This window comes from Arthrobacter sp. 05L417, assembly GCF_056397865.1.
In genome coordinates this window covers 209,427-228,413 of the sequence record NZ_JBFTOG010000004.1, presented here as the reverse complement: position 1 = coordinate 228,413, position 18,987 = coordinate 209,427, and the positions used below count along the sequence as shown (strand labels likewise).

Here is an 18,987-nt window from a genome sequence, read left to right as displayed (position 1 = left end):
ACGGGCACGATACTGAATGCAGAGGCCGTCACCCGTGCAGATCAATGCTGAACCGGCCGTCTTCGGAGCCTTCGCCACCATCCGCCGCCGCAAACGCATCCATGCCCACGGCGCAAACCCCGCGCAACCCCGCCGGCATCCGACCCATCACCGCGGCGACGGCCTTGCGGCGGTGTTCCAGGACCGTGTTGACGAGGGAGACACCCTCGGGAGTCAGCGACAATGCCCGGTACCGGCGGTCACCGGGGTCATCGCGCCGACCGATCAGCCCCGCATTGACCAGCCGCTCGCAGATACGCGTGGCATTGGAGGGATGCACGCCCAGCTCCGCAGCGACGGCGCCGAGATTCTGCGGTCCGCGAGAGGCAATCATGACCAACACACGCAATTGCGGGCTCGTGACGATGTCCTCGACTTCCACGACCGACTGCGCCACGACCCGAAGCAGCACGTTGGCGGCCCGAAGCACCGCATCGATCTGGGCCCCATCTATCCGGGCTCCCGCGTCGCTGTCTTCGATTCTCTCCACGCACCCCAGTATCACCCTGGTAGTTGCGTGACAGCAAAGTTTGCCCCGCTGCACCGGACGTGTCTGATTGAGGAGGAACAGCATGAAACATGAAGTCGAAGGCGAAGTGAGCCACCTCGTTGACCGCATGGTGCGCAACGTGAAAACGGGCCGATTCGAAAGGTCCCTTTCGGGACTCACGGCAGCGGGCGCTCTGGTGACGGCGGCGGAGATCTACTTCGAACATGACAAAGCCAGCTTCGGGAACAAATGGATGTGGCTACCCGTCGCGCTTGGCCCGATCGGGGCCGCAGCCGGCATAGCGGGCATCTTCAGCCGCAGGATGGCTAAAACGGCATTGCCGATCGCAAGCGCGGCAATCGTCGCCAACGGATTGCAAGGAACCTACCTCCACGCCCGCGGCATCGCCCAAAAGCCAGGCGGGTTCTCCAATCTGCGCTACAACCTGGAGATGGGACCGCCTCTGCTCGCGCCCCTGCTGGTGACGCTAGTCGGCGGCATGGGGCTACTCGCGTCGGTGCTGAGGCGGGAGAAATGAGCTCGCTTCCCTTGGATACAGGCGCGGGCGGCGGCCGGTACCCTGGTTTCAGCACCGTTGCCCAATCCGACCATTGGGACAAGACCACCGCCGGCGTGGTCCTGGGCCGGCTCGCCCGGCCCGCCGACATCCGCTTCTTCACTCCGGCCGAAGAGGCCACGGCCACGGCGCTGTTTGACCAACTGCTCGCCCAACACGCCGAGCCCCGCATCCCGGTGGTCAATTTCGTCGATGCACGACTTGCCGAAAACCAGACGGATGGCTGGCGCTACGAGGACATGCCCGAAGACGGCGAGGCCTGGCGCACGTCGCTGTCGGCGCTGGACCGCGCGGCTGAGGAATCATTCAATCAATCCTTCGCAAACTGCAGCAACGAGCAACAGGCCGCCGTGCTTCAGGCCATCCAGGCCCTCGGCAGCTCGATGTGGCAAGGCATGCCGGCCGGTCACGTGTGGGGGCTGTGGACCCGCTACGCCTGCACGGCCTTCTACTCGCATCCGTGGGTGTGGGACGAAATCGGGTTCGGCGGTCCCGCCTATCCGCGCGGCTACAAGAACCTGGGAGTCGACCGGCTGGAACCGTTCGAAGTGGCCGACGCCAGTCCCCAGGAAGACCCCGTGGCCCATGACGGAGGAGTCCGCCCATGAGCCACGTCCGGAACCGCAACGAATCGGCGTGGCTGCTTCCAGCCGGTCCCGGCAGCAACCACCGCCTGCGCGATGACATGCGCACGTTCGATGACCATGACGAAGTGGACATCGTCATCGTCGGATGCGGCGCGGGCGGCTCAACCCTCCTGCAGCGGCTGGCCCGCGCGGGATGGAGTGCGGTAGCTCTCGACGCCGGCCCGTTCTGGGATCCTGATCGGGACTGGGTAAGTGACGAGGCAGCATCGCATCACCTGTACTGGACCGATCCGCGCGTGATCGCCGGCGAGGACCCCGTGCCGCTGGGATCGAATAACTCAGGCCGCGGGGTAGGCGGTTCCATGGTCCACTACGCCGGCTACACACCCCGCTTCCACCCCAGCGATTTCCGCACCTTCACTACCGACGGCGTCGGCGCCAACTGGCCGCTGGACTATGCGGATTTGCGTCCGTATTACGAAGACATCGAAGAGGAACTCCCGGTCGCCGGAGAATCCTGGCCCTGGGGCGATCCGCACCGGTACCCACACCGGCCCCACCCCGTCGGCGGCAACGGTGAACTATTCCTGCGCGGCGCCCGCGCCTGCGGCATCACGGCCAAGGTCGGCCCCGTAGCGATCGCCAACGGTCGCTTCGGCAACCGGCCGCACTGCATTTACCGCGGCTTCTGCCTTCAAGGCTGCAAGGTGAACGCCAAGGCATCACCCCTGATTACCCACATTCCGGACGCGCTCGCCCACGGCGCCGAAGTCCGGGCAGATTCGATGGTGACCCGTATCGGCTTCGACGAAGGGACAGGCAGGGCCACCGGCGTCCACTACGTCCGTCACGGGCGGGAGCGGTTCCAGCGCGCTCGCACGGTCGCCGTCGCCGGCTATTCGATCGAAACACCGCGGCTCCTGCTGAACTCAATCTCAACGAGGTTCCCCAACGGCATGTGCAATGACTTCGACCAGGTGGGCCGGTACCTGATGGTCCAGGGCGCGCCGCAGACGGCGGGCCGGTTCGACGCGGAAGTACGCATGTGGAAGGCTCCGCCACCTGAGGTGAGCACTGAGGACTTCTACGAAACGGATTCCGCCAAGCCCTACAAGCGCGGATTTTCCATCCAGACCGTTTCGCCACTTCCCATCGCTTGGGCCGAACACGTAGCCGCCCAAGGGCACTGGGGTGCGGAGCTGCGGCGATATATGAGTGACTATCCGCATTGGGCCTGCCTCGGGGCGCTGTGCGAGTTTCTCCCGCTGGAAGGAAACCGCGTCACCTTGGCGGACGAAAAGGACCGGCACGGGGTGCCCGTCGCCCGGTTCAGCTACAGCCAATGCGAGAACGACCGGCAGCTGGTGGGTGCCGCCCAATCCGTCATGGAGAAGATCCTGAAGGCGGCCGGCGCGGACGAGGTCATCACGATCAAACGGTACGCACATCTCGTGGGCGGAGCACGGATGGCAGCCAACGAATACCACGGCGTAGTGGACCGGACGTGCGGCAGCTTCGCGGTCCCCAACCTGTTCATCACCGACGGCAGCGTGCTGCCGACCCAAGGAAGCGCGAATCCGGCGCTGACGATCATGGCAGTAGCGGCACGCGCCGCCGAAGGACTCATCGCAGGAAAGGAAGATTGAACATGGCATCACAGACAGTCGCCGATTATTTGCTTGCCCGGCTCCGCGAATGGGGCGTGGACAAGGTCTTTGCTTTTCCGGGGGACGGCATCAACGGGGTGCTCGCCGCCTTCGGAAAAGCCGGAAACGAGCCGAAATTCATTCAGGCCAGACACGAGGAAATGAGCGCCTTCGAAGCGGTCGGCTACGCCAAATTCTCCGGAAAGGTCGGAGTCTGCATGGCCACCTCCGGCCCGGGCGCCATCCACCTGCTCAACGGCTTGTACGACGCGAAGCTGGACCACGTCCCCGTGGTGGCGATCGTCGGCCAGACAGCCCGCAGCGCTATGGGCGGTTCCTATCAGCAAGAGGTGGACCTGCTCAGTCTCTTCAAGGACGTGGCCTCGGACTACGTCCAAATGGTCACCGTTCCCGAGCAACTCCCCAACGTCCTGGACCGGGCCCTGCGGATAGCGCTGGCCAACCGCACACCAACGGCGGTCATCATTCCGTCCGACGTCCAGGAACTGGAATACACGCCGCCGACCCACGCCTTCAAAATGGTTCCGTCCAGCCTCGGCATCCGTTGGCCGGATATCCAGCCCGACGACGACGCGATCCGAGGCGCAGCCGAGCTTCTCAACCAGGGAAGCAAGGTGGCGATGCTGATCGGCCAGGGCGCACGCGGGGCTGCGGCTGAGGTACGCGAAGTCGCCGAACTGCTAGGCGCGGGGGTTGCCAAGGCTCTGCTTGGCAAGGACTCCCTGCCTGACGACCTGCCGTACGTCACCGGATCGATCGGCCTGCTCGGGACCCGTCCGAGCTATGAAATGATGCGCGACTGCGACACGCTCCTGACGATCGGATCGAGTTTCCCGTACACCCAATTCATGCCCGAAGACGGGCAGGCACGCGGCGTCCAGATCGACATCGATCCAGGCCTGATCGGCCTGCGGTACCCGTACGAATTCAACATCGTTGCCGATTCCGCGGCCGCCCTGCGGGCCCTCATTCCGCATCTGGAACGCAAGGAGGACCGGTCCTGGCGCGCTGACCTTGAATCCAAGATCAGCCGGTGGTGGGAAACCATGCACGCCGAGGCGATGGTGGAAGCCAACCCGATCAATCCCATGCGGCTCTTCTCCGAACTCTCCGACCGCCTGCCCGAGGACGCAATCATCACGGCGGACTCCGGCTCCGCGGCCAACTGGTACGCCCGGCAACTGAAGTTCCACGGGCAAATCCGCGGCTCCCTCTCCGGCAACCTCGCCACCATGGGGCCCGGGGTCCCGTATGCCATCGGGGCGAAATTCGCCCATCCGGAACGTCCCGTAATCGCCTTCGCCGGGGACGGTGCCATGCAAATGAACGGCATGGCCGAGCTCATCACCATCCAGCGCTACTGGCGCGAGTGGAGTGATCCCCGGCTCATCGTGGCGGTCCTGCACAACGATGACCTGAACCAGGTCACCTGGGAAATGCGGGCCATGGGCGGCGCCCCATCCTTCCGTGAATCGCAGGACCTGCCCGACGTCGACTACGCGGCTTTCGCATCCAGCCTCGGACTGCAGGGCATCAACGTCGACTCCCCCGACGAGCTCGGAGGCGCCTGGGAGAAGGCCCTCGCCGCGGACCGGCCGACCGTCCTGGATGTGCGCACCGACCCCGACATCCCTCCGATCCCGCCCCACGCAACTTTCGAGCAGGCCCTCAACAGCGCTAAGGCTGTCATGAAGGGCGACGACAGTGCCTGGGGCTTCATCAAGGAGGGAATCAAAACCAAGGCCCAGGAGTTCCTGCCGCAAAGGAACGACTGATGGCCGTGACCGATTCGACGCTTCAGTTGAAGTCCCTTGACGTATCGGCCTACACAGTCCCGACCAGCACCCCCGAGGCCGACGGTACCTACGCGTGGGACGCCACCACCATGGTGCTGGTGCGGGCCGCGGCCGGGGAGTGGACAGGAATCGGCTGGACTTACGCGCCCGCGGCCTGCGCGGCGCTGGTCAGGGAGACCCTCGGACCTGCCGTCGTCGGGCTCAATTGCTTCGACGTTCCGGCTGCGGCCGAAGCCATGGCCCGGGTCGTCCGGACCTCTTCCCGCCCCGGACTGGCCGGCTATGCTATCTCCGCCGTCGATTGCGCTCTCTGGGACCTTAAGGCACGGATCCTCGGTCTTCCCTTGCATCGGCTCTTCGGCGCGGCCCGGGCGGCAGTGGATGTTTACGGCAGCGGGGGGTTCACCACGTATTCGGAGGGGCAGCTCCGCACCCAGCTGGCGGGATGGACCGTTGACCAGAAGATCCCGCGGGTGAAAATCAAGATCGGCGAGGACCGCGGCACGAACACAGTCCGCGACCTCACCCGGATCCGGCAGGTCCGGGAAACCATCGGCCCGGCCGTCCAACTCTTCGTCGACGCCAACGGAGGCTACACCGCCAAGCAGGCTGTCCGGGTTTTCGAAGCATCTGCCGAGCAGGAGGTGGCCTGGTTCGAAGAGCCGGTGTCCAGCGATCACCTCGAAGGACTCCGCGAGGTCCGGCGATCAGTCACGGCCGACGTCGCAGCCGGGGAATACGGCACGACCCTGTTCTATTTCCGGCGGATGTGCGAGGCCGGCGCCGTGGACTGCCTGCAGGTGGATGTGAGCCGCTGCGGCGGGTTCACGGAGTGGTTCCGGGCGGCTGCGGTAGCCGCGGCCCACGGGCTGGAAGTCTCCGGTCACTGCGCCCCGAACCTGACAGTCTCGGCGGCCGCCGGCACGCTGAATTTCCGGCACCTGGAGTGGTTCCACGACCACGTCCGGATCGAGGACATGTTCTTTGACGGTACCGGCGACCCCGCCGGCGGCAGCGTCCGGCCTCGCGAGGACAGTCCGGGCAACGGTCTCACGTTCCGCGTGCGGGACGCCGAAAAATACCGAATCAACGCATAGTCAGATGGAATCCGGAATGAAGTCCGACAGCACCCCGCTTTTCCCTGCCCAGGTTCTCCGCGAATACTCCCTGATAGGCGATGGCGAACGGGGCGCAGTGATCGGGCCGCGCGGAGACGTGGTCTGGATGTGCGCCCCGGTCTGGGACAGTCCAGCAGTGTTCTCGTCCCTGGTGGGCGGTTCAGGCGTGTTCGCCGTGACTCCCTTGAATCCGCGCCACGTCTGGGGAGGACACTACGACGACGGCACGCTGATCTGGAACAGCCGCTGGGTCACGACGGACGGGATTATCGAGTGCCGCGAAGCCCTCGCCATGCCCGCGGACCCCGCGATGGCTGTACTCATGCGCCACATCCGACTTATCTCCGGGACCGCTCCGGTCCGGATCCTCCTTCAACCCCGGCCCGGCTTCGGCCGGCACGGGGTGGATTTCTCGAGGTCCGACGACGGCGTGTGGTCAGGTGCCAGCGGCGGCGGAATGAGGCTCCGGATCAGCGGGATGGGCAAGGCAACCGTGATCGACGGCATGCTCAGGCAAGATATTCAGCTTGAGCCCGGAGGGGAACACCACCTCGCACTCGAGCTCTCCAGCAAACCCCTCCCGTCAAGACCGCCTACACCTGCGGATCTCTGGAGTGCTACCGCACAAGCCTGGGCCGCATCGGTTCCTGCCATGGACGCGACTGTCGCGCCTGACGACTCGCGCCAGGCGTACGCGGTCCTGCGCGGGATGACGAGCTCGACAGGGGCCATGGTCGCGGCCGCCACCCTGGGCCTTCCGGAGCGAGCCGAGGCAAAACGTAACTACGACTACCGCTACGCCTGGATCCGGGACCAATGCTTCGCCGGACAAGCAGCCGGAGCCGGGGCGGCCACCGACCTGCTCGACAGCGCCGTCCGCTTCGTCAGCGAGCGTTTGCTGACAGACGGGATCAGCCTCAAGCCCGCTTACACCGTCACCGGCAGCAAGGTACCGGACGAGCACACACTCGACCTTCCGGGCTACCCGGGAGGCACCGACACAGTAGGCAACTGGGTCAACCAACAGTTTCAACTGGACAGCTTCGGTGAAGCCCTGCTGCTTTTTGCCACAGCCGCGCGCCACGACCACCTCGACACGGTGCACTGGCTCGCCGTCGAACAGGCAGTGGCAGCCATAAAAGCGAAGTGGGACGTTCCCGATGCCGGCATCTGGGAACTCGGAAACGAACGATGGACCCATTCCCGCCTGAGCTGCGTCGCCGGTCTCAAGGCCATCTCCCGCTACGCCCCTGCCGCACACGCCGCCGCCTTGGACCAACTGGCCAGTCTGATCCTCACACACACCCAGTCCACGTCCACGCATCCCAGCGGCAGGTGGCAACGATCACCCGCCGACGACAGGATCGACGCCGCACTTCTGCTTCCCGCCATCCGCGGAGCCCTGCCCGCCTGCGACCCCCGCTCCCTCGCCACCGCAGAGGCGGTCAGAAAAGAACTCCTCGACGACGGATACGTCTACAGGTACAGGCACGGGCCCGGTCCCCTGGCGGATTTCGAAGGCGCCTTCCTCCTCTGCGGATTCAACCTGGCCCTGACGGAACACCAGCAAGGCAACACCACAGACGCAATCCGGCTCTTTGAACGCAACCGGTCCGCCTGCGGCTCCCCCGGACTCTTCACCGAAGAATACGACATCGAACAACGCCAACTTCGCGGCAATTTTCCCCAGGCATTCGTCCACGCCGCCCTGCTCGAAACAGCCCATCGACTCGCCCAGCCGCGCGCACCCTGACGATCATCACACCGCACGACAGGAGCCGGCACTGTGGACCCCGCCAGATGACGCTCCGGAATTCCCCGCAGTGGACGACCAAAGAAGTGTGTCCCGCCGGAATGAGGGGGTACCAACGGGACAAAGCACTCCATAAGGCAACTGAAGGACCGACGTGCGGGCAAGAACCGGTCGAGGCACCCAATCTTTCCGGGAACCGATGCCTTGGCCCGACCACGCAATTCCAGTCCCTGCGCTTCTCCCGCACATCCTTAAGTGCCGGGTCCTAGCACCATAGGACAGCTCCAAAACCAAAATTTCACAGAACGGCATCACGCACCAGTAGGCGTGCGTGCCGTCCAAAGAGGGAGGCCAGCTATGGAAAGCCCAACACAAGCGAATCCGAATAACGTGCAGCGACAGCTGGCCATCTTTGACGTTGTCAGACGTGCTCCTGGCAAGAGCCTGCCGCAAATCAAGGCGATGCTGACCAAGGCGTTCGCCGAGCGCGGCCTGTCCAGGCAACCGGGAGCCTGGCTGGATGCTGTGGCATCTGAGGCGGCCTACGGGAAGCCTTATCTTATAGATCTCCCCGCAGCGGTAGCCGCCAACAGCATCGCAGCTGCTCCCGACCCGGAAGTCGAAGACGAGCTGCGCAAGCGCGGTATCCTCCGAAGGTCCGAAAACAGCACCGGCAGCCAGCACCCGACCCCGGCAGCCACAGAGACAACGGACGAAGGTGAGGAATCAGGACACCCCACAACCCCAGTAGCGGAAGCGCGAAACAAGCGCGATGCCGCGCACCCTCGTCGCGCTTCAGACACATCCACCCGTCCGGCGCGGCGACTGATTGCAAGCGCCCTCCTCATCGCCTTGGCCGCGGCCGCGGTCGGCGTGGCCCTTCGCCAGCGTAGAGGGCGCCCCACTTCGCCTGCCCTCGCAGTCGGCGCTTGCAGGTGAATAACTTGGGAGCGCGCACCGACGCGCATGAGGGTCTGTGGCGGAATCCGCCGGTACGCGAACGTCGGTAGGCAACACGGTGGTCCCATATCGCCTGGCAAGCGACAAAGAAGGCACCTGATGCGACCAGGACCACCCTCGCGACGACATTCCAGGACAACGCGTGCACGGGCCAAGACTAGCGCCGTGGGCAACAGCAAGCCTTGCAGTATGCAATAGTTGTCGTATGCTAAATCCTCTCGACCGCCACATCGACGCCCTCCAGCGGGCCACGCGCGACTTGCTCGCCGTCGCCATGCGCAGTGTGGACGAGGTCACGGACCTTTCCATGCCGCAGATGCGCATGCTGTTCGCCCTTCAGGACCACGGGACGCTGCCCAGCGGTGCCCTCGCGCACGTCCTCGAAGTCTCCGGATCTTCGGTGACCCGGTTGGCCGACCGGCTGTGCGCGGGAGGATACGTCCGGCGCTCTGCTTCTGCCGAAAACCGCAGCCTCGTCCTGCTTTCCCTGACCGATGTCGGCCGCGGTGCCGTTGAAGCCGTCCTCCGCCGGCGCGACGACGAGTTCCGGGACGCTCTCGCGCACCTCGACCCGGAGCTGCGGGACCAGCTCGCCGCCGGTCTCACCGCTCTCCATGGGCACCTCTCGGCAACGTCGCTGAGCCGGGCGGTGGTCGCGTGACCAGCCACCGCTGCCATCAGTTGGGCGATTTCGCCGTCGACCGGCGGATGCTCCTGGTGGCGGCCATCGCGATCCCGGTCGGGGCGCTCGGGGCCCTCGCGGCCTGGGCGCTCCTGGGCCTGATCGGTCTAGCAACAAACCTCTTCTTCTATGGCCGCCTCTCGACAAGTCTCGTCGCCGTGGGCAGCGGACATCCGTGGTGGCAAGTGCTCACATTGCCCGTCGCCGGCGGACTCGTGATTGGTCTCATGGCGCGGTTCGGTTCGGAGAAGATCCGCGGCCATGGCATGCCCGAGGCCATCGAATCCATCCTCGTTGGCGGCAGCCGGATCGCTCCGAAGGTCGCCGTCCTCAAGCCAGTCTCTGCCGCCATCAGCATCGGCTCGGGAGGCCCCTTCGGCGCCGAAGGGCCCATCATCATGACCGGTGGCGCGATCGGCTCGATCCTCGCCCAGCACCTCCAGCTCACCGCGGACGAGCGCAAGACACTGCTCGTGGCGGGAGCGGCGTCCGGCATGGCTGCGACGTTCAATTCGCCCCTCGCGGCCGTGCTGCTCGCCGTCGAGCTGCTCTTGTTCGAATGGCGTCCACGCAGCTTCGTACCTGTGGCTGCGGGGGTCGCGGTCGCGACCGTGGTGCGCGGCGTGATCCTCGGCACCGCACCGATCTTCCCCGTCTCGACCACAGGATTGCACCTGAGCCCCGGTATCGAGGCGCTGGCCGCCGTGGTTGGCCTCTCCGGCGCGATCGTCGCCGCCGGGGCAACCTGGCTCGTGTACCGGGCAGAGGACGCGTTCTCCCGGCTGCCCATCCACTGGATGTGGTGGCCCGCCATCGGCGGCCTCATCATCGGCGCTGGCGGTCTCATCGAGCCCCGCGCCCTTGGCGTCGGCTACGACGTGATCGACCAGCTGTTGACGGGGCACGCGACGACGGGGCTCATCGTCGGCATCCTCGTGGTCAAGACGCTCATTTGGTCGCTGTCCCTGGGCAGCGGGACCTCCGGCGGTGTGCTCGCTCCGATCTTCATGATCGGTGCGGCACTCGGCGCAGCGGCGGGCCTTGTTTTGCCGAGCGTCATCCCGGGGTTCTGGGCGTTGCTCGGGCTCACCGCCGTCGTCGGAGGTGTCATGCGCTCGCCCCTCACGGGCGTGATCTTCACTCTCGAGCTGACCAATGCCTGGGCTGTCGCACTCCCGCTGCTCATTGCCTCGGTCGTTGCCTACGGCGCCTCCGTTCTGTTCCTTCGACGTTCGGTGCTCACCGAAAAGATCGCGCGCCGAGGACTCCACCTGACCCGCGACTACACGACCGATCCGCTCGAGACCTTCTTCTGCGAGGACGTCATGCGGGCCCCGGCCGCTGCGCTCACCGAGGCAACGCCTGTACTCCATCCGAGGGAGACACTCCGTCACGCCGCATACGTTCTCGCTCGGACCGGCGCGCCCGAGGCTGCAGTAGTGAACGACGACGGCACATGCCTTGGGCTCATCGGCCCGCCTGATTTGCTTGTTGCCAGGCTGCACGACCTCACCGAGGCGACCGACCGGGACCGCTCGCTCCGCTACCTCACCCGGGTGGGAATGCAAGCCGGCAATTGATCGACGACGCCTACCCGAACTTCGCCAGTGGGTTGGCCCCCGGATCATGCGCACCTCTTCCCGCAAAAACGCCCGATTCTGGGAAACCGCAGACGATCCGGTCCATCCGGGGCCGCGAAAGCCAGAATTCCTCTCAGAACCCCTTCTCACTCAAATAACGCACAACCGACTTCTGCGGCCGCATGGTTTTGCGAGACAGGTTGATGGGAGCCTCGCATAGATGACCGCACGAAGGAAATATGATGCCGCGTTCCGTGAGGAACCGGTCGGGCCGGTTTTGTCCCCGAACGGGCCGGTGAAGCAAGTCGCCGAGGAGATGACGAGGAGCGAGCCCGGAACCACCGTCCCATCCGACGCCGATGAGATCGAGCAGCACCCGTGCCCCCACTGCCAAGCCCAGCCCGGCTCGCCGTGCCGGTCCCGCTCCGGTGCCGTCGCCTCGACCTACCACACCGGCCGGTTCACCAAAGTCCCCCGCCTGGCCAAGGAGCTGCGTATGCCGACCCCGGCCAGCCGTGGACCGGGCCAGCCCTGGCGGCCGGACACCCCGCCGCCGGCACCAATCCCCGCAGACACGCCTGGCGCGGACATTCGCGTCGGTTACGCCCGTTGCTCCCACCACCTGACCCAGGAACTCCAGTCCCAGCTGGATGCACTGGCCGCGCACGGCATTCCGCGCGAAAAGATCTTCGCCGAGAAGGTCTCCACCCGGGTGCGGGTGCGTCCGAAGTTCGAAGCCGCACTCGAGGCAGCCCGGCAGATCAAGGCCCACGCCCCGCACTGCCGTGTCATCCTCACCGTCTACGAGATGAAACGCCTCGGACGGGATTCCGCCGAACTGACCGCCCTCGCCGACCACCTCACGGCACACGGCATCGCCCTGGAGATCCTCGCCGGGCCGCTCACCGGGATCTACGACCCGACCGGCACCGGCCGGGTGCTGTTCGCGTTCCTCGCCGCGTTGGCCGAAACCGAACGCGAGAACATCCGCGAAGCCACCCTCGAAGGCCTCAACACGGCCGCCCGCAAGGGAAACCACGGAGGCCGGCCCCCGGTCATCACCGACGACATGCTGCACACCCTGCTGCGCCGCCGCGCGGACGGCGACTCCCTCCACGACATCCGCCTCGACCTGATCATCCCCACCGGCAAACACCAAGGCCGCAACCCGAGCCTGGCCAGCATCTACCGGGCGCTCAGAGCACGAGAACGCCAGGCCCACCCTCAAGCCGATGACCAGGACCACGCCGACGTCGCCACGCGCCCGCCGGGCACCTGACGCGACGAAACGACCGGGCTGCCCTGGTCAGCCATATCCGCCCGTGAGTCTTGTTGCGGCCGGTCCGGGACCGGCTGGCAGGGTAGGTGTCGGTCGCCTGCCCCGGAAGCGTGGCTCGATATCCGCCCGGCCGTTTCATCCGTGCCTACAATCGGAATCGCCCGTGACCGGGGTGAGCGGCCGTCGCCTGCCCGGCCCCTCACCGATGGCTTGATCAGAAGACTGCCCAGCCCTGAGGGCTGTGGCCCATCACAGGAATTCCTCGGAGTGACCTTCACCCGGGCCGACGCCGGCCGCGCCGCGGCCAGTAGCGTCTGCCCGATTCGTGAGGAAGGAACCCTCGGCCGCGATGACCACCGTTGCACACACCTGCCCGCTCATCATTGGCGTGGAAACCCACGCCCGCACCCACACCTACGCCGTGCTCGCCGCCAACGGCGAGCACCTCGCTACCGAGACCTTCTCCAACACCCACGCGTGCAGATCCCGCGCGATCGCCTGGGCAGCCCCCATATCGGCGGGGACCTCGGAAGCCTTCGGACCATCGAAGACGCTGGCAGCTGCCCGAGCCTACGCCGAACGCCGCAAAGCGGAAGGCAAGGCCCCACGAGGAATCCGGCGATGCCTCAAGCGCCGCCTCTACCCCACCCTCAACGCCCTTCACGCCCCCGGCAGTGCGGTCCCGACCGCGGCTTGACGGATATAGAAGATTCCGATTTTCCGCGAGTACTACCGCGACCCTCGCATGGATTCTCACCTCGCGGGCCGAACGGCCGGCATGCCGGCCGTTCGGCCGCGAGGTGCACAACCGGTTCTCCGCGTGTCTTGGGTCAGGTGTTCGCCGTTATGGCGCTCGGCAACGTGGTCCTACTGGTCGTTATCCGGCGAAGCTGCGCCTTTGGACTGCGCTTTCCTGATAACAGGCAAAGGTGCCGTGTCGAAGAACCGGTATTCCCTCACGGGAAGGCGGATCGTTTTTCCAGCGGCCTCCGCTTTCTCCCGGATGAAATCGTGATCGTCCGGGGAGAGCACAACCTGCCCGTGCGGGTCACCCGCGATGTCTCCGTGTGCGGCCTTGCTGAACTTGGCCGACAGTGCGGGCGGCAGGACAAGACATGCCGGATTTTCCAGAAGCCATGTCCGGGTCGCGGAATCTAGCCGGTCCCACTCGTCTTTGAGGCTCACGCGCCTGAATACCATCTTCCGTCCGAGGACTTTCGGGAGTGAATTCCGTCCAGAGTACCCCTGGCGCCAGGCCAATGATAGGTCCTGCACATTCCCGGTCTTACTTGTTGTCGTTAAAGCGTCCCGCCATCAGGCGGGACCCCCCGTTCCCCTGGAGCCGCTCCGCTGCCAAAGGTGCAACGAAGCACCCCAAGAGCATCTGCGGGGTGAAGCTCACCACGTACCGGTCCTTCGGTTCCGGGCTGCTTGGCAGAGAAGGTCTTTCGTCCCGGCCGGGTCAGCATCGAACTCGCGCATGCCGACCTAAGACCGAACCGGCAAGCCGGTCAAGCTGGCATCTCCTGTGCGGATTTCACGGGGCGGACCGTCGCGGCCGGCGGGTCCAGTTACGGTCTCGCCGGCCGATGGTCCGGCCGTTCGTTCTCACGCTGTTCAGGTTCGGCTGTTCAGTGTGAAGGTCTGACCACGTGATGCCGGTGTTCCTCAGTGCTGGGTTTGATCGCCGTCGCGGTGACGACGAGCGCCACCAGGCCGGTGATCCAGGACGTCCAGGCAACGCCAGTTTGCATGGCGTAGGAACCGAACCAGGGAGAAAGGAACAACAGCGCGCCAAAGGCTGCCTGGATCCACTCCATGGCCGGCGTTCCGGGCATGGCCAGATTGATGATGCCGCTGATGATCAGCAAAGCCCCGAACACGAGCATCAAGGCTGTCGATCCACCGGCGGCCTTGGTCCAGATGACCGATAGGACAGCGTAGAGCCCAGCGATGACCGTGACCCAATCCTGCCATCGTGTCCATTTCTTCATAGGAAACCACCTTCTTGATATGAACGGTCCTGCGCTCTCTTGAATTGAACCCGGGACCCCATGTTTTGGTCGACGGTTTCGTTGCCGTCATGCGGCACCGCGCGTCGACCGGTGGTGGGGAGGCCTGCACGGCCTCCCCACGTCTCATCGGAGCGGCCGGCGTAGGCTTGAGCACAACCAACGCCTTGGCGACGCACCCGCTCCCACGGCTGGCCCTGGGATCCGCGCACCGTCATCGTCCCGAAGCTTCTTGTCCGTGGCCCGGTCCGGAACCGGCAGGCCAGCGCAGGGGGTATCCGCACGCACCGCCGATCATGAACAGGAAGCCCAGGACCCCGAGAAGCGGTACGTGGGCGGCGATACCCAGAATCAACAGACCGAAACCCACGAGTGTCACGAGGATGCCCGTCCATCTGCGAAGCCAGAGCCGGGGAGGCGTCCCCGCCCCAAGTTCCCGCGCCAAAGCAGGGTCCTCGGCAGCCAGATCGTTTTCGAGTGCCTGGAGGCGCCGGCGCTCATAGTCCGACAGCGGCATTGCTAGCCTTCCTCCCCTCCCCCGTCGTCTGCGACGGCGCCGTCACGGTCGGACGGTGTTCGGCATCCATCTCCACCGGATCGAGGATAGCTGCGGGTAGCCCGTAGGTGACGAGAAGTTCCACCCGTCGCGCCCGTTGCCGGTTGTCGTGGCCGCCCGCCGGGAGGCCACGACAACAACCCGCTAGGCGAGCCCGCCGAGTTCGCGGAACAGGGCGGAACCGGTCGGAACGAATCGCCATGCTTTCCTCACTCCCGCACAGAAACTGAAGGATTCTTCCCAGCAAACGTATGTCGTGGTTGGGATAATTTTTTTATAGCACTGGCCAGGAGGCTAAACAACAAACTGTGACGCGTGCAACAAACGAAAGGAGTTTGGGGTCGTTTGGTCGCCACGCCGGCCAGTAACTGACCGTATGCCATCACTTTAATTGGTGCATTTCCGTTCGGGAGTTCCTAACGTAGTGTTGGCCCAGACACGGGTGGTCTCCTCCATCGGAGCGCACGTGCACCGACCCCGAGACCCGTCAGCCGTTCCGAAGCAGCAGCGGCGACAGCGGGGACTCTGAAAGCGATCATAGAGAACGTGAGGGACAATGCTGACTCTTACACCTGCTGGACATCGACCGATAACCCATAGTTCCGGCATACCCGGACGCAAGGCGCCTCAACTTTGTGGTCCTGGCTGCACGTGGACCGGACCACACACTCCACTACGTCGAACAGGGCCCCGCTCCGCGTCCACTGGCTGATCCATGCACAGCGGTCGCGCTCCGGATCCGGGCTGCCATTGTCGCGGAGCTGCCACACCTTCCGGCCCGTGCGACCGTAAAGCGGTGTTCTGAAGGCCTGGCGGCTAGCCCCGCGGGACGGCGTGGGAGCCGGGGCCAAAGCCACCCAGAGCGAGGAGCCTTCCACGATGATTCCGGCACCATCCGTAGGTGCGGCCGGCGCCTTAGTTAATCCTTTCCTCCGACGTTTTGAGCGCGGTCCGGCCACCGGATTTACCGGGCGTTTTGTGCTTGGTGTGTGGCAGTCGCCTTACATTCCATCGCCCCCGGAATACTCGCCAGCAGGCCGAGCGCCCAGTACCCTGAGTTTCGTCCGCGTGTGGTGGACCTCACAAACGACGTAAAGAATCGCAATGACGACCTGATGGCCGGGACGCAAAGCCGCTCCCCGGACCTGACAAGTAAAGACCACGCGGCTCGTTTCCCGATCTAGGAGGATGCCCGTGACCGGTACTTTCGAACTCTTCGCAGACGAGAACATGAGCTTCAGATTCCGTCTCAAAGCAAAAGACGGCACCGTAATGGCCCTTTCCAGGTCATTTCCCGACAAACCCGCTGCTGTCGCCGGCATCACGGCCGTTCGCGAGTATGCCGGGATGGGACTTATCACCGACCTCTGCCCCGAAACCCCCGTCCACTGACCGCCACACAGGTCAGATCCCGCTCCTCCCGTTCATGACTCCGCGATACCAGGCTGACCACTCAGCCGATGCCCCAGGCCCTGCCGTCCACCGGAATAAGGCTGCCTGAACGTCAACACGAGACAGCCAGCGAAGAGGATCGCTTTGCCGTCTGGGCCCAGTGTGGGCGATGGACGGACGACCTGATTCCAGCTCGGCGGTGCGATGTGGGCTTAGGTGACCCTTTGCCGACTGCCGTGCCTCTCGCCTGTACGCTGTGGGCGCAAAAATGAAGCAGAACGACACAAGAGTGAATGTTTTTCCGAATGTACCGTTCATGGCCCTATCCAGGGACCGATAATAAGCGGCAACTTTAAACTGACGGGAGACGGCAAAACTGATTGACCGTTCGGGCGAGTTCTAGTGATCGTTGCAACGCCCCCGAATAATCGGGAGTCTGAACACCCATGGAATCACCATCGAAAAATAGTCTTTCCTTAAGGAAAAAATCTCCTTTTACGGAAGAACCGGCGTCGAGCGCCGGGGAACCTGGGAAGCGTTCCCAGCAGTCCCACACCCGGGCGCAAAGACAGGATTTCCTTTCCGCCATTGCGCGTCTGGGAACTGTCGCCGAGGCGGCTCAGGAGCCCGGCATCAACAGGAGTACCTGCCAAAAGTGGGCGAACGCCGCCGGGATCAGGCCGCAGCGCCAGTATGGCCAGGCGGACAAGGACCACTTCTATGCCGTTCTGGACCGGATGGGCACCATCACCGCGGCCACCCAGGAGCTGGGATTGAACATCAGCACCGCTCACGATTGGGCCGGCAAGGTCAATCCTGCCAGGAGAAAACCACGGGCCACAGGAACTGTGAGGGCTGCTCCTGCGCAACGCCACCCGTCGGCGGTGATTGAGGAGTTCCTGGGTCTGCTGCGCGAAGTCGGCAACGTCAGCGCGACAGCCCGGCAACTGGGCCTGAACCACTCCACCTGCCACAACTGGGCCAAGGCCGCCGACCTGGTCTCCGTCGGTACGCGAGGCCCATCGGCGAAACAGATTCACTACCTGCGCCTGCGCCAAGAAGGAACCGGCCGGAGGGACGCCGCCCTCGCCGTCGGCGCCAGCAAACAGAGCTCCTACGTGTGGGACCGGCAACAGGCTGCAAAGGACACGGCCGCAGCCCAAGGCCAGGCCTGAACGCCTACGCGCCCGAGGACCTCGAGCACGTCGCCCAGGAACTCAACTCGACTGGGACACTCCAGCCAAGCGTCTACGTGATTTACTGATAGCCAGCTAAGCACGGGTGTCGCGCCGACCGGCCTGGGTCAGCGTCCACCCGTTGAGCAGGGTCAGGGATCACTGCGGATTTGATGATAAAACCACGTCTATGCCCCAATCGACCGCCGAATCACTGTCGGGCAAACGTCATTGGAATAGACACTATTGAATAATGACCAGCCCGATCGCGAGTGACCGCTACTTGAATCAGTGCACTCTATCCGATGCCCTACTTACCAGGTCCAGGGGATTCGGCGGGACCGGGGTCGCAAAGGCTGCCTACATCCCGCGTTTGAGTCCGCCTCTGGCTTGGAGGTAAGGGCAACCGTTGAGTCCAGTTTGGACTCATCAGGAGGGCGTATGCGATCAGTGGGGCCCGTTCAGCACTTCGTCGGGCAAGCTTCCCGGATGCCATGGATCGGTGCCGGTTTGGACAAAGTCGCGCTTTTACGGATGTTCCCGGGCGCGAGATTGGTGTTCGTTGAAGGCCCGACGGCAGGCGACGGCGGTCCACAGGGCGGTGAGGATCCACCACCAGGGCTGGCAGGCAGTGCCAGTGCGGGGGCGAGAAGGACGGTGAGCGCTGACACGTAGCGGCCGGGGAGTGCCTGTCATGGCCGGGTCCCGTCTTGCGGGGGCTGGTCCCTGGTCTGGGTCTGGTCGTCGGTTTCCAGCAGCGCGGCGAGGGCAGCCAGGGCAGGGACGGCGTCTTCTATTGCGTTTTGGTAGGCCTCCGGGAGCCGTTCCAAGGCTTGGCCGAGTCGCCGGTCGTTGGCGGCCTGCCATGCTGCCAGTATCTCCGTGCCGTTCTGCGTCAGGCTCAGGTTCACGGCCCGGCGGTCCCCTGGACGGGGGGCGCGTTCGAGCAGTCCTGCGGTGACCATTTGCTGGACGAGGCTGCTGACCGTGTTGGTCGCCAGCCGTTGACGGTCGGCGAGGTCACTGACGCCCATTCCGGGCTCCTCGGCGAGGCGCTGCAGTACCTCTACTTGGGCCATGGGAAGGGATTCCCACGGAAACTCCTGCCGCACGCTGGAGCGCAGGACCCGCCGCAGGCGCGTGATCACGCCGGTCAGCGACCAGGCATCGGCGCCGGCATACTCACGGACGGCCGGGTCGGTGGCCGGGGCGGAGGCATCGACGGTGTTCATCGCGTTAGCCTATCCCGGTAGTCCCCCTATAGAATAGTTCTGTGACCGAACAACTCCCTTCAGGCGCGGCCCCTTACGCCGCCGCTTCACCC

At 64.9% G+C, this 18,987-nt stretch carries 17 protein-coding genes and 1 pseudogene; 13 read left to right on the top strand and 5 right to left on the bottom strand.

Annotated elements, in window-relative coordinates; translation table 11 throughout:
- Positions 1-28: 28 nt before the first annotated feature.
- A complete protein-coding gene (locus tag AC1DJW_RS06140; RefSeq protein WP_476900956.1) occupies positions 29-529 on the bottom strand; it encodes a MarR family winged helix-turn-helix transcriptional regulator in 501 nt (166 codons plus the stop codon).
- 82 nt (positions 530-611) lie between these two features.
- Here AC1DJW_RS06140 and AC1DJW_RS06135 point away from each other — a divergent pair, with 82 nt between their 5' ends.
- From AC1DJW_RS06135 to AC1DJW_RS06085, 11 genes and pseudogenes are all read left to right on the top strand, one after another.
- Positions 612-1,067: a hypothetical protein gene (locus tag AC1DJW_RS06135; protein ID WP_476900955.1), complete on the top strand. Its 456-nt coding sequence runs from the start codon at positions 612-614 to the stop codon at positions 1,065-1,067.
- Complete coding sequence (locus AC1DJW_RS06130) at positions 1,064-1,714, top strand: gluconate 2-dehydrogenase subunit 3 family protein (RefSeq protein WP_476900954.1); 651 nt, start codon at positions 1,064-1,066, stop codon at positions 1,712-1,714. The genes AC1DJW_RS06135 and AC1DJW_RS06130 overlap by 4 nt, the downstream gene beginning before the upstream one ends.
- Positions 1,711-3,339, top strand: a complete 1,629-nt coding sequence (locus AC1DJW_RS06125; protein WP_476900953.1) for a GMC family oxidoreductase — start codon at positions 1,711-1,713, stop codon at positions 3,337-3,339. The genes AC1DJW_RS06130 and AC1DJW_RS06125 overlap by 4 nt, the downstream gene beginning before the upstream one ends.
- A 2-nt stretch (positions 3,340-3,341) precedes the next feature.
- Positions 3,342-5,135: a thiamine pyrophosphate-requiring protein gene (locus AC1DJW_RS06120; protein WP_476900952.1), complete on the top strand. Its 1,794-nt coding sequence runs from the start codon at positions 3,342-3,344 to the stop codon at positions 5,133-5,135.
- Positions 5,135-6,253 (top strand): enolase C-terminal domain-like protein, encoded by a 1,119-nt coding sequence (locus tag AC1DJW_RS06115; RefSeq protein ID WP_476900951.1) that lies wholly within the window; start codon positions 5,135-5,137, stop codon positions 6,251-6,253. The genes AC1DJW_RS06120 and AC1DJW_RS06115 overlap by 1 nt, the downstream gene beginning before the upstream one ends.
- Positions 6,254-6,269: 16 nt before the next feature.
- Positions 6,270-8,027: a glycoside hydrolase family 15 protein gene (locus tag AC1DJW_RS06110; protein ID WP_476900950.1), complete on the top strand. Its 1,758-nt coding sequence runs from the start codon at positions 6,270-6,272 to the stop codon at positions 8,025-8,027.
- 357 nt (positions 8,028-8,384) lie between these two features.
- Complete coding sequence (locus tag AC1DJW_RS06105; protein WP_476900949.1) at positions 8,385-8,966, top strand: hypothetical protein; 582 nt, start codon at positions 8,385-8,387, stop codon at positions 8,964-8,966.
- Between the two features lie 226 nt (positions 8,967-9,192).
- The gene (locus tag AC1DJW_RS06100) at positions 9,193-9,648 is read left to right on the top strand and encodes a MarR family winged helix-turn-helix transcriptional regulator (protein ID WP_476900948.1); all 456 of its coding nucleotides are present in this window, start codon (positions 9,193-9,195) and stop codon (positions 9,646-9,648) included.
- The gene (locus tag AC1DJW_RS06095; protein WP_476900947.1) at positions 9,645-11,249 is read left to right on the top strand and encodes a chloride channel protein; all 1,605 of its coding nucleotides are present in this window, start codon (positions 9,645-9,647) and stop codon (positions 11,247-11,249) included. The genes AC1DJW_RS06100 and AC1DJW_RS06095 overlap by 4 nt, the downstream gene beginning before the upstream one ends.
- Before the next feature lie 220 nt (positions 11,250-11,469).
- Complete coding sequence (locus tag AC1DJW_RS06090) at positions 11,470-12,528, top strand: recombinase family protein (protein WP_476900946.1); 1,059 nt, start codon at positions 11,470-11,472, stop codon at positions 12,526-12,528.
- Positions 12,529-12,877: 349 nt separating this feature from the next.
- Positions 12,878-13,030, top strand: a pseudogene (locus AC1DJW_RS06085) (IS110 family transposase); the annotation flags it as partial.
- Positions 13,031-13,395: 365 nt separating this feature from the next.
- Here AC1DJW_RS06085 and AC1DJW_RS06080 read toward each other — a convergent pair.
- The 3 genes from AC1DJW_RS06080 to AC1DJW_RS06070 form a co-directional block, all read right to left on the bottom strand.
- Positions 13,396-13,713 carry a hypothetical protein gene (locus AC1DJW_RS06080; RefSeq protein ID WP_476900945.1) on the bottom strand — a complete coding sequence of 106 codons (318 nt, stop codon included), beginning with the start codon at positions 13,711-13,713 and terminating at the stop codon, positions 13,396-13,398.
- A 446-nt stretch (positions 13,714-14,159) separates the two neighbouring features.
- Positions 14,160-14,522, bottom strand: coding sequence for an SPW repeat protein (locus AC1DJW_RS06075; protein WP_476900944.1), 363 nt, complete (start codon positions 14,520-14,522; stop codon positions 14,160-14,162).
- A 232-nt stretch (positions 14,523-14,754) separates the two neighbouring features.
- A complete protein-coding gene (locus AC1DJW_RS06070) occupies positions 14,755-15,057 on the bottom strand; it encodes a DUF3040 domain-containing protein (protein WP_476900943.1) in 303 nt (100 codons plus the stop codon).
- A 1,233-nt stretch (positions 15,058-16,290) separates the two neighbouring features.
- Between AC1DJW_RS06070 and AC1DJW_RS06065 the strand changes: the two genes are divergently transcribed.
- Together AC1DJW_RS06065 and AC1DJW_RS06060 are read left to right on the top strand one after the other, a co-directional pair.
- On the top strand, positions 16,291-16,488 hold the full coding sequence (locus tag AC1DJW_RS06065; RefSeq protein WP_476900942.1) for a YegP family protein: 198 nt from the start codon (positions 16,291-16,293) through the stop codon (positions 16,486-16,488).
- A gap of 446 nt (positions 16,489-16,934) precedes the next feature.
- On the top strand, positions 16,935-17,663 hold the full coding sequence (locus tag AC1DJW_RS06060; protein WP_476900941.1) for a hypothetical protein: 729 nt from the start codon (positions 16,935-16,937) through the stop codon (positions 17,661-17,663).
- A gap of 692 nt (positions 17,664-18,355) precedes the next feature.
- Here AC1DJW_RS06060 and AC1DJW_RS06055 read toward each other — a convergent pair.
- Complete coding sequence (locus tag AC1DJW_RS06055) at positions 18,356-18,895, bottom strand: MarR family winged helix-turn-helix transcriptional regulator (protein WP_476900940.1); 540 nt, start codon at positions 18,893-18,895, stop codon at positions 18,356-18,358.
- Positions 18,896-18,987: the final 92 nt, after the last annotated feature.

Bases quoted from the DNA above. Each gene is read 5' to 3' on its own strand.
- AC1DJW_RS06100 (WP_476900948.1), top strand. From the start codon at position 9,193: ATGCTAAATCCTCTCGACCGCCACATCGACGCCCTCCAGCGGGCCACG.
- AC1DJW_RS06125 (WP_476900953.1), top strand. From the start codon at position 1,711: ATGAGCCACGTCCGGAACCGCAACGAATCGGCGTGGCTGCTTCCAGCC.
- AC1DJW_RS06105 (WP_476900949.1), top strand. From the start codon at position 8,385: ATGGAAAGCCCAACACAAGCGAATCCGAATAACGTGCAGCGACAGCTG.
- AC1DJW_RS06090 (WP_476900946.1), top strand. From the start codon at position 11,470: ATGACCGCACGAAGGAAATATGATGCCGCGTTCCGTGAGGAACCGGTC.
- AC1DJW_RS06055 (WP_476900940.1), bottom strand. From the start codon at position 18,895: ATGAACACCGTCGATGCCTCCGCCCCGGCCACCGACCCGGCCGTCCGT.
- AC1DJW_RS06075 (WP_476900944.1), bottom strand. From the start codon at position 14,522: ATGAAGAAATGGACACGATGGCAGGATTGGGTCACGGTCATCGCTGGG.
- AC1DJW_RS06120 (WP_476900952.1), top strand. From the start codon at position 3,342: ATGGCATCACAGACAGTCGCCGATTATTTGCTTGCCCGGCTCCGCGAA.
- AC1DJW_RS06060 (WP_476900941.1), top strand. From the start codon at position 16,935: ATGGAATCACCATCGAAAAATAGTCTTTCCTTAAGGAAAAAATCTCCT.
- AC1DJW_RS06130 (WP_476900954.1), top strand. From the start codon at position 1,064: ATGAGCTCGCTTCCCTTGGATACAGGCGCGGGCGGCGGCCGGTACCCT.
- AC1DJW_RS06070 (WP_476900943.1), bottom strand. From the start codon at position 15,057: ATGCCGCTGTCGGACTATGAGCGCCGGCGCCTCCAGGCACTCGAAAAC.
- AC1DJW_RS06115 (WP_476900951.1), top strand. From the start codon at position 5,135: ATGGCCGTGACCGATTCGACGCTTCAGTTGAAGTCCCTTGACGTATCG.
- AC1DJW_RS06110 (WP_476900950.1), top strand. From the start codon at position 6,270: ATGAAGTCCGACAGCACCCCGCTTTTCCCTGCCCAGGTTCTCCGCGAA.
- AC1DJW_RS06135 (WP_476900955.1), top strand. From the start codon at position 612: ATGAAACATGAAGTCGAAGGCGAAGTGAGCCACCTCGTTGACCGCATG.